At 40.5% G+C, this 10,092-nt stretch carries 8 protein-coding genes, 1 pseudogene and 1 riboswitch; all 9 genes and pseudogenes read right to left on the bottom strand.

Annotated elements, in window-relative coordinates; all coding sequences use genetic code 11:
* Positions 1–127 (bottom strand): annotated as a pseudogene (locus tag LI149_RS05825) (glycine/sarcosine/betaine reductase complex selenoprotein A); the annotation flags it as partial.
* A 74-nt stretch (positions 128–201) separates the two neighbouring features.
* A complete protein-coding gene (locus tag LI149_RS05820; RefSeq protein ID WP_005331244.1) occupies positions 202–519 on the bottom strand; it encodes a co-chaperone YbbN in 318 nt (105 codons plus the stop codon).
* 48 nt (positions 520–567) lie between these two features.
* Entirely contained in the window at positions 568–1,506 is a 939-nt protein-coding gene (gene trxB, locus LI149_RS05815) for a thioredoxin-disulfide reductase (protein ID WP_005331246.1), read from the bottom strand.
* A 101-nt stretch (positions 1,507–1,607) separates the two neighbouring features.
* Positions 1,608–2,918, bottom strand: coding sequence for a glycine reductase complex selenoprotein B (gene grdB, locus LI149_RS05810; protein WP_081445654.1), 1,311 nt, complete (start codon positions 2,916–2,918; stop codon positions 1,608–1,610).
* A 19-nt stretch (positions 2,919–2,937) separates the two neighbouring features.
* Complete coding sequence (locus tag LI149_RS05805; RefSeq protein ID WP_005331252.1) at positions 2,938–4,206, bottom strand: glycine/sarcosine/betaine reductase component B subunit; 1,269 nt, start codon at positions 4,204–4,206, stop codon at positions 2,938–2,940.
* A gap of 89 nt (positions 4,207–4,295) precedes the next feature.
* Positions 4,296–4,688, bottom strand: coding sequence for a GrdX family protein (locus LI149_RS05800; RefSeq protein WP_005331254.1), 393 nt, complete (start codon positions 4,686–4,688; stop codon positions 4,296–4,298).
* A 190-nt stretch (positions 4,689–4,878) separates the two neighbouring features.
* Positions 4,879–4,993, bottom strand: a riboswitch (glycine riboswitch).
* A 366-nt stretch (positions 4,994–5,359) separates the two neighbouring features.
* Positions 5,360–6,730, bottom strand: coding sequence for a sodium:alanine symporter family protein (locus LI149_RS05795; protein ID WP_118145373.1), 1,371 nt, complete (start codon positions 6,728–6,730; stop codon positions 5,360–5,362).
* A 316-nt stretch (positions 6,731–7,046) separates the two neighbouring features.
* Positions 7,047–8,411 (bottom strand): sodium:alanine symporter family protein, encoded by a 1,365-nt coding sequence (locus LI149_RS05790; protein WP_117613537.1) that lies wholly within the window; start codon positions 8,409–8,411, stop codon positions 7,047–7,049.
* A 221-nt stretch (positions 8,412–8,632) separates the two neighbouring features.
* Positions 8,633–10,066, bottom strand: coding sequence for an adenylosuccinate lyase (gene purB, locus LI149_RS05785; protein ID WP_227143083.1), 1,434 nt, complete (start codon positions 10,064–10,066; stop codon positions 8,633–8,635).
* Between the last annotated feature and the right edge of the window lie 26 nt (positions 10,067–10,092).

Below are 10,092 nucleotides of genomic sequence, written 5' to 3'. Positions count from 1 at the left end.
CGAAACACTCCGTAGATGAAAATACTACTTCAGCACCAGCAGTTTTTACGCACTCAGCGATAGCTGGTCCCGGAATTCCATCACGGTCTCCGATAATTATTGCTTTTTTTCCCTCTAAAATAGCCATAATTATGCTTTCTCCTTTCTTTTGGTAAAAAACATGTTTATTTAAATATATATGACAAAGAACTCACCTAATTATTAGATGTATTTCTTGATCATCGCTTCGATTGTCTCCGGTGTACAATCATCTTTTACAAGCTCATCTACTTTTTCTCCATCTTTGTAGATTGCCATAACCGGAAGGCCAAGAATCTTCTGGCCGATTGCCAGACGACGAGCCTTTGTTGTATTCAGAGATGTAAACTTAAGTTTATCTCCGTATGTGTCAGCGAACTCATGTACCTTTGGCATAAGTGCTGCACAAGGAACACATCCGTCACCGAAAAAGTCAACGAATACATATCCTTCAGCTTCCAGAACCTCTGTCTGGAACGTATTCTTATCTACTTCTATCATTGGTCTGATCCTCCTTTTAAGTCTTATTTATGAAATAGAATATATACTCTACGCCATGCTTCTCTCTACCATAACTGCAGCGATCGCTCCGTCAGCTGCAGCAGTAACAACCTGTCTCAGGCTTTTCACGCGTACATCACCAGCAGCGTATACGCCTGGGATATTTGTATGCATGTCCGCATCAGTTGGAATATATCCTCTTTCATCCATCTCAACACTTCCCTTGAAGATGTCAGAATTAGGAATAGTACCGATGAATCCGAATACTCCGAACATTCCGTCGTCTTCGTCAGCTTCGATCTTAGTAACTTCTCCAGTTTTTACATTCTTAACTGTCATCCAGGAAAGGATTCCATCTCCTCCAACTTCCTCAACAACTGTATCCCACATAAAGTGAAGTTTGTCGTTTTTGAAAGCTTTCTCCTGAATGGATTTTGCTGCACGCAGCTCATCACGTCTGTGAATGATTGTAACTTTTCTAGCGAATTTTGTAAGGTACATAGCCTCTTCAACAGCAGAATCTCCACCACCTACTACATATACCTCGAAATCCTCGAAGAAGTTAGCGTCACAAGTAGCGCAGTAAGAAACTCCTCTTCCAAGGAACTCTGCCTCACCCTTGCAACCGATTGGTCTTGCATGAGCACCTGTAGCAATGATAATATTCTTTGCCTGATACTCACCCTTTTCACCTTTGAGGACTTTTACATCTCCCTCAAGTGAAACTTCTTTGATTGTGTCAGAAACACGCTCAGCCCCAAACTTTTTAGCCTGCTCTGTCATACGTGCGATCAGAGACGGACCTGACTCCGGCTGATCCACAATCTGTCCAGGATAGTTTTCAATCTCATCTGTGATTGAAATCTGTCCGCCATCCTGTCCTTTCTCAACGATAAGAACTGACAAGCGACTTCTTCCTGCGTACAGTCCTGCTGCTAATCCAGCAGGACCTGCACCCAGGACAATTACGTCATAAATTTTGCTCATAACGAAATTCTCCTTTTTTCATTTTTATTCTATAACGCTACATACAATATAGCACATAGTTTTCAAAAATGAAACGCATATTTTTTATAAAATGCACAATTTTACTCAAAAATTGTCTGTTTATCAACCTCTGTTGTAAGAGCTTCAAGAGCTTTCTTAACTAAGGATTTACGAAGTGCGTACTCCTCATCTTTATCCAGCTCCGGATTTCCAAGTGGATGTGGAATAGCGATTGTAGGAACGATTCTGTTAGCTCCAACTGTCATAGAAATTGGAGTTACAGTACACATATGAACTACTGGAAGTCCTGCAGCTTCAATAGCTTTTACCATCGTTGCACCGCAACGTGTACAGGTACCTCAAGTGGAGGTCATGATAACTGCATCAACACCATCAGCGATCAGCTTCTGAGCATACTCATCAGCGAATGCTTTAGCTGATAATACGGCTGTTCCGTTACCAACTGTTGTATAGAATTTATTGTGAAGTTTTCCAATAACACCCTCACGCTCGAACTCACGCATAACGTCTACTGGAAGTACACGGTCAGCATCCTCGTTAGCGTATACCGGATCGTATCCACCATGAGCTGTCTCGTATGTCTCCTCTGTCAGATCGTTAACACCTGTAATGTCATACTCACCATATCTTGTAGCATTAGATGACTCGATGTGATCTGGATTACCCTTCGGAACAATACCACCGGATGTACACAGAGCGATTGTAGCTTTGCTAAGATCTTTGATAGCCGGCTGTGGAGCAACCTTGTCGAATGTCGGCATTGGGAACTCTGTTACGAATGGCTTACCAGCAATCTTCTTAAGAAGCATCTCAACAGCACGTTTTGATCCACGTTTCTCCTCGAATAAGTTTACACGGATACCGTTTGGCATGTAGTTGTCTTCGCAAGAAGCACCAATCTTCTCACCTTTAGCAAGTTTCATAGCAAGTGGAGCTAATTTTCCAATTGCATCTCTCATACCAGCTGCACTGTTCTTTGTAGGAACAATGTATACTTTGTCTTTGAACATATCAGCACCTGGGTTCTCAACGTACATTCCTGTAACTACTGGGATTCCAAGCTCCTCTTTAATCATATCGCAAACTGTTCCACAAGCAACTCCGTAACGTCCGGCGTTGAATGCAGGTCCAGCGATGAACAGATCAGCATTCTGTCCTTTAACCATCTCAAGAATCTCAGCTTTAGCTTTTTCAAGATTCTCATTGAAGTAAGAGTCACCACATACGATTGTAGCAACGATCTCAGCTTCATCTCCAAATTTCTGAGCAAGAGCGAGTCCTGGTCCTACGACCTCTCCTACGCGAAGCTCTGCAGGGTAATCTGCTTTTTCTTCTCCACCGATATTAGCGAAGAACTGGTTGATATAATGTACAACTCTAATTTTACTCATTATGATTCGTCCTCCCTTTCTATCGTGCACTCAGTACGTTGAATCCTGTCTCGTTTGTTGCGCCAGTCATAACCTGAATCTCAACTTCAAGAGATCCGTCCTCCTGAAGAGTCTTGTCGCTGGCACCAGCGATAACGTTAACATAGTCTAAAGTTCCGATAACTTTATCAAGTTTTGGAAGGTGAATCAGCTCATTAGCATTTCCACCTGTTACTACAGCATCTGCAGCCGGATCAGAGTCAGCAAGTGACTGAGATTTTCCATCACGTCCAGCATACTCATCTGTAATGATAACAGTCTTAACGCCTTCAGCCTCAATTTTCTTTGTGTTCATGATAAGGTCTGTATCTGGGTTACCGAATCCCTCCTGAGATACGATTACAGCATCCAGGTCTAAGAAACGGCAAAGTTTTGCTGTCCAGTCAGAAGAACGCATCTTGTCTGCAAGGTAAACGTTCTCATTTGTAAGGATGTGGCAAACAAAGTTAATAGTTTTACCATGCTCCTCAAATAAATCGTGAATAACCGGGTTATTCTCGTGAACATATGTTGGGTTTTTATCACAAGCAGATACACAGTTACCGGATACGATAGCTCCGTCCATGATCTCTGTTGGTGTCATCAGAGTAGAAAGTGTCTTCTTAGCATCTACTCCGTATACATATGTGTCATGAAGAAGTCCCTGGCTCTGTAACATCTGTACATAAGCAACTCTCGGAAGATCTGGGAATTTTTCTTTTCCTTCCATAACCCCGTATGTCTCATAAACCTTTGTCTCATCTGGTGTAAGATCACGTGCTAATTCCCCAAGATATACAGCAACTCTGAATCCAGCGAAACGAACAGCTTTCTCATAATCATGCTGTTTGATGTTATCAACTGGCTCACATACCATAACAAGATTTAATGTTTTTGAGAATGGTGTATACTGTGCTCCAACACCTGTCATATCGATGATACCTTCCTGGAATCCAACGATCTTACCAGCTGTAACAACAGCCATTCCTTTTAATGCATAAGTTTTTCCTTCACCAACTGTATCTACTTTGTTGATTACTCCCGGGAAGACTCCTCCTCTTCCTTCAACCTTTACACGTGGCTCGATAACGTCTTTAACCGGTGTGATTCTCACTGACTCACCTGGTCTAGCAATATCAAATGATACGCTCTTAATGTGCTCATCCTCAAGAGCAACAGCCTCTACAGCTTCTTTGTTTACATAAAGAATTCCATCTTCGATCTTAGACTCTGCTGCGAACTGGATATCCTTAATGTAAATGTGTCCCATTTCCAATCTTCTCACTTATGGTTCCCTCCTTCAAGAATTTTGATATTATTGTGTAAGCTAAATGCTTTAACAACCTCTCGCTACTCGACCTACCACACATCTGCGGATGAAATAGCGCTTTGTAACAGGGTCCAGTCAATTAACTGGAAGTCTTTGAATGTCTCTGGCATGAATTCTCTGTACTTTTCTGACTTGAACTCAAACTTTGCACAGGATCTTATGGCTCCTTCTATAATTGACAATGACCTCTCATCCAGTTTTCCGGCTTTACGTGAGATCATAACCGACTTATATGGTGTTTCATTCGGCTTCACGCTTCCAGATAATGGATGTGATAAAAGCAAATGTCCTTCGTGTATCCTGTCTCTAACTTTCCCCAATACATCCTCATAAGAAATCTCACTATAATCCACTTCATGCTCTTCATCAAGCATCTGTGGAACTAATGGATTGTTCGTTATTATAATGTAATCTTTCTTCATTTTTTATCCGCCTTCCATTTTTGATTTCTTGCATAGATGAAATAAGTATTGTGTCATTCTTTCCAGCTATCCGGTAGGATTTAAAAAAAGACGATACAACACCAATATTGTGTGTGCATCGCCTTTCTGTCTTTTGTCTTGACCGTTCTTCTTAGATAGCCTTTCTTTTCAACACAAGATTCAGAACGCAGTCCCTTTCTCAGTCCTTTTGCCTGAAAGTTTCACCCCTGATATGTCCACCAGCATACCTTGGCTTGCCTCTTCGGCGGTCTTCTTTAGTAAAGACTCTCTCTTAAGAAAGATCATCCCGCTATTCACTTTTATTTTATAGAGACAATGAATATCTCCCATTGCCTGTATCTATAATAACGTATTGTTAATTTATTTGCAACCCTTTTGCCATAACTTTCTTTTTTTAGTCATTATGCACATTTCGCAATGTCCCTTTTTGGTCACAATTGCCATTACATTTGTTTTGTCTATAAATAATATATCCCGTTTTTCACAATATTCTATTAGTTCACAAACAATTTAACTTTTTATTATAAGATGTTCTACTTTTATTTATTAGTGCTTCTTAATTTAACGCTTTATCACAGTAAACTCCAGTTTATTTGCAACTGGAGTTTACTGATTCTACTATCAATTATTCAATTATTTATCGACGCCATCTATGAATTATTTTTCTTTTTAAAGTTTTTAAAGTAATCTTCATGCACCTGGCTGATTACTTTACTCAGCGCAAATAATGCAAGAATATTTGGTACTACCATCAAAGAATTGAAACAATCTGCCATATTCCATACAAGGTCAACCTCTGCAAGAGAACCAAGGAATACACAAACCGCTGCAGCTACAGAATAGATTTTCACTGCTTTCGGTCCAAACAAATATTTGATATTAGCCTGACCAAAGAAATACCATCCTATGATAGTAGAAAAAGCGAAGAAGAACATACAGATAGCTACGAAGATGTCTCCGCCTTTTCCATATAATGTAGAGAATGCATACTGGCTAAGTTCTGCTCCTGTCTTTCCGCTCGGGATAGATTTCGTTGTCAGGATAACAAGCGCTGTCAGATTCAGTACAACGAATGTATCAATAAATACACCTGTCATAGCCACAAATCCCTGCTCTACCGGATGATCCACTTTAGCTACTGCATGCGCATGTGGTGTGGATCCCATACCAGCTTCGTTAGAGAACAATCCTCTTGCTACACCTTTTGTAAGTGCAAGCTTCACAGTTGCACCGGCTGCTCCACCGACTACAGAGCTCGGAGAAAATGCGCCGATAAAGATAGATGCAAATGCATAAGGAATATTTTTATAGTTGTAAATAATTACGATTAATGAGCCGATAATATATAAAGCTGCCATAAATGGTACGATTGTTTCCGTAACTTTTGCAATTCGTTTCATACCACCCATGAATACAAAAATTGCAATCACCGCTACTACAAGACCCATGATCCACTGTGGAATACCAAATGCTGTATGGAATGATGCCGCAATAGAGTTAGACTGTACTGCATTACCCATAAATCCAAGTGCAAGTGTAATCAGTATTGCAAAAATTCCAGCAAGAACTTTTCCAAACGTCCCCTTGAATGCTGCTCTTATGTAGTAAACCGGTCCTCCTGTGACCTGTCCGTCCGCTCCGACCGTCTTATACTTCTGTGCCATAATTGCTTCTGCATAGATAGTTGCCATTCCAAGGAATGCCGCGATCCACATCCAGAAGATTGCTCCAGGTCCACCAATCGCAAGTGCTGTTGCCGCTCCGGCAATATTACCGGTTCCTACCTGTGCCGCAATCGCTGTTGCCAATGCCTGGAATGATGACATTCCATCCGCTCCGGCTTCTCCTTTCTTACTGAACAGACCGCCAAAAGTTCTTCTCATTCCTTCGCCAAATCCTCTTACCTGGATAAACCCGAGTCTGAACGAGAACCAAAGGCCCGCACCTAACAGTGCAATAATCAGTACGTAGTTTGACATGTAATTCTGAATCGTCAATACAATGTTATTTAATGTCTCCATAAAACGACCCCCTTTTTTTCCTTTTCGAAAGACATTTGTAATAATGTATTCGTGCTTCTCGAGTTTTAGTATAACCGAAATTAATCTTTTTTTCAACATAATTTTCTGTAAACAATGATTATTTTTTATTTATTCTAATCTTTTCTTATATATATTCTTTAATCATAATACATTAGTCGTTATTTTCCGAATATTTATGCATTGTTTTTTTAAATTAATCAACCACTTTTTAACGCCAAAGAAGCCCGGCAGTTTTAATTCTGCCGGACTTCTTTTCTTAACACTATCTTAACTTATGTTTTTTCTATTAATTAGTCTATTTTGCTTTGTTAAAGTTTTTGAAGTAATCTTTATGTACCTGGCTGATTACCTTGCTCAATGCAAACAATGCAAGGATATTCGGGATTACCATTAAGGAGTTGAAGCAATCTGCCATATTCCAAACAAGATCAACTTCTGCGAGAGATCCAAGGAATACACAAACAGCTGCTAATACTGAATAAATCTTTACTGCCTTAGGTCCAAATAAGTATTTTACATTGGCCTGACCGAAGAAATACCAACCAATGATTGTTGAAAATGCGAAGAAGAACATGCAAATTGCAATAAAGATATTTCCGCCTTTTCCATATAATGTAGAGAATGCATACTGGCTAAGTTCTGCTCCTGTCTTTCCAGTTGGAATAGACTTTGTTGTCAGGATAACTAATGCTGTCAGATTCAATACGATAAATGTATCAATAAATACACCTGCCATAGCCACAAATCCCTGTTCTACCGGATGATTAACCTTTGCTACTGCATGAGCATGCGGCGTAGATCCCATACCAGCTTCATTAGAGAACAATCCTCTTGCTACACCTTTTGTAAGAGCTAACTTAACAGTTGCACCGGCTGCTCCACCGACTACAGACTGTGGTGCAAATGCTCCAACAAAAATAGATGCAAATGCATAAGGAATATTCTTGTAATTGTAAATAATAACGATCAATGCACCTACGATATAAAGTGCTGCCATAAGCGGTACGATTGTTTCTGTAACTTTCGCGATACGCTCAATACCACCTGCAAATACAAAGAGTGCGATCACTGCTACAACAACTCCCATAATCCACTGTGGAATACCAAATGCTGTATGGAAAGCTGCTGCGATAGAGTTAGACTGAACTGCGTTACCCATAAATCCAAGTGCTAATGTGATCAAGATTGCAAAAAGTGCTGCAAGTACTTTTCCGAATGTTCCTTTGAACGCTGCTCTAATGTAGTATACCGGTCCTCCTGTGACCTGACCATCTGCACCAACTGTTTTGTACTTCTGTGCCATAAGCGCTTCTGCATAAATCGTTGCCATTCCAAGGAATGCTGCGATCCACATCCAGAAAATCGCTCCGGCTCCACCGATTGCAAGTGCGGTAGCTGCTCCGGCGATATTACCGGTTCCTACCTGAGCTGCAATAGCTGTTGCCAATGCCTGGAATGATGACATTCCGTCTTTTCCAGCTGCGCCTTTTTTACTAAACAGACCGCCAAAGGTTCTTCTCATACTTTCGCCAAATCCCCGAACCTGGATAAAACCAAGTCTGATTGAGAACCAAAGTCCTGCTCCAAGAAGTGCAATTACCAAAATGTAGTTTGACATGTAATTCTGAATTGTCAATACAATGTTATTTAATGTCTCCATATAGCTTCCCCCTTTTCACTTTAGATAGACATCATTAGTTACATTTTGAAGTTTTGCGAAGTTGTTTGTAACTTGCTAACTTCTTTTACATAGAATTATAGTTTATTAACACAAAATTTGCAACCAATTTTAATATAAACAGTGATTAATTTTGATAATTCGCAAAAATGGACTAAAAAAGAAGCGAGTTTCCTCGCTTCTTAATACATTTTTTTGTATATTTATACATTGATTTCTGCTGTCATGCCAAGCACATCTTTATTAGCTTCCAGAACTGGATCCACAACTTTTTTCAGGAAATTTTCCACCTGAAGCGGCGCACGTCCAACATATTTTGCCGGATCCATCGTCTTCTTTAACTCTTCCTCATTCAGACCAAATGCCGGATCTGCTGCAATCAGGTCAAGTAAGTTGTTATCCAGACCTTTTTCCTTCACATTACGTCCGGCCTCCATAGAAAGCTCACGGATTCTCTCATGGAGTTCCTGTCTGTCTCCACCTGCTTTTACTGCATCCATCATAATATTCTCAGTTGCCATGAACGGAAGTTCAGACATCAGCCGTTTCTCAATAACCTTCGGATATACAACCAGTCCATCTACAACATTCAGACAAAGATCCAGGATACCGTCAATTGCAAGGAATCCTTCCGGAACGCTGAGTCGCTTATTTGCAGAATCATCAAGTGTTCTCTCGAACCACTGTGTTGCAGATGTAATCGCAGGATTAAGTGCATCAATCATTACATATCTGGAAAGAGATGCAATACGCTCACTTCTCATCGGATTTCTCTTGTATGCCATAGCAGATGATCCTATCTGTGTCTTCTCAAACGGTTCCTCTACTTCTTTCAAATGCTGGAGCAGGCGAATGTCATTTGAGAATTTGTGTGCACTGGCTGCAATTCCCGCCAGTACATTCAGTACTCTTGTATCAACTTTTCTGGAATAAGTCTGTCCTGATACCGGATAACATGCTTCGAATCCAAGCTTCTTTGCGATCATCGGATCAATCTGATCGATTTTTTCCTGATCTCCATCAAAAAGCTCCAAAAAGCTTGCCTGAGTTCCGGTCGTTCCCTTAGATCCAAGAAGCTTTAATGTACTTTTTACATATTCCAGATCCTGAAGATCCATCAGGAATTCCTGCATCCAAAGTGTTGCACGCTTTCCAACCGTTGTCGGCTGTGCCGGCTGAAAATGTGTAAAGGCAAGTGTCGGCTGATTTTTATAATTATTCGCAAATTTTGCAAGTTCTGCAATAACATTTATCAGTTTTTTTCTTACAATCTCAAGTGCCTCAGACATTACAATAATATCTGTATTATCTCCTACATAGCATGAAGTTGCTCCCAGATGAATAATTCCTTTCGCTTTCGGACACTGCTGTCCATATGCATACACATGAGACATTACATCGTGGCGCACAACTTTCTCACGTTCTTTTGCCACCTCATAATTGATATCTCCTGCGTGAGCTTTCAGTTCATCGATCTGCTCCTGCGTAATGGACAGTCCCAGTTCTTTTTCTGTCTCTGCCAGAGCGATCCAGAGTCTTCTCCACGTCTTAAATTTTTTATCTGGTGAAAATACATACTGCATCTCCTTACTTGCGTAGCGCTCTGAAAGCGGACTTACATATCTATCGTAGCTCATTTTTCTTCCTCCCTGATATACCACAT

Source organism: Dorea sp. 210702-DFI.3.17 (genome assembly GCF_020560825.1).
Taxonomy (GTDB): Bacteria; Bacillota; Clostridia; order Lachnospirales; family Lachnospiraceae; genus Dorea; species Dorea formicigenerans.
This window is presented reverse-complemented; position numbering and strand designations above follow the sequence as displayed.

Excerpts from the sequence above, each read along its gene's own strand:
- LI149_RS05820 (WP_005331244.1), bottom strand. The coding sequence starts at position 519 with ATGATAGAAGTAGATAAGAATACGTTCCAGACAGAGGTTCTGGAAGCT.
- trxB (WP_005331246.1), bottom strand. The coding sequence starts at position 1,506 with ATGAGCAAAATTTATGACGTAATTGTCCTGGGTGCAGGTCCTGCTGGA.
- LI149_RS05805 (WP_005331252.1), bottom strand. The coding sequence starts at position 4,206 with ATGGGACACATTTACATTAAGGATATCCAGTTCGCAGCAGAGTCTAAG.
- LI149_RS05800 (WP_005331254.1), bottom strand. The coding sequence starts at position 4,688 with ATGAAGAAAGATTACATTATAATAACGAACAATCCATTAGTTCCACAG.
- LI149_RS05795 (WP_118145373.1), bottom strand. The coding sequence starts at position 6,730 with ATGGAGACATTAAATAACATTGTATTGACGATTCAGAATTACATGTCA.
- LI149_RS05790 (WP_117613537.1), bottom strand. The coding sequence starts at position 8,411 with ATGGAGACATTAAATAACATTGTATTGACAATTCAGAATTACATGTCA.
- purB (WP_227143083.1), bottom strand. The coding sequence starts at position 10,066 with ATGAGCTACGATAGATATGTAAGTCCGCTTTCAGAGCGCTACGCAAGT.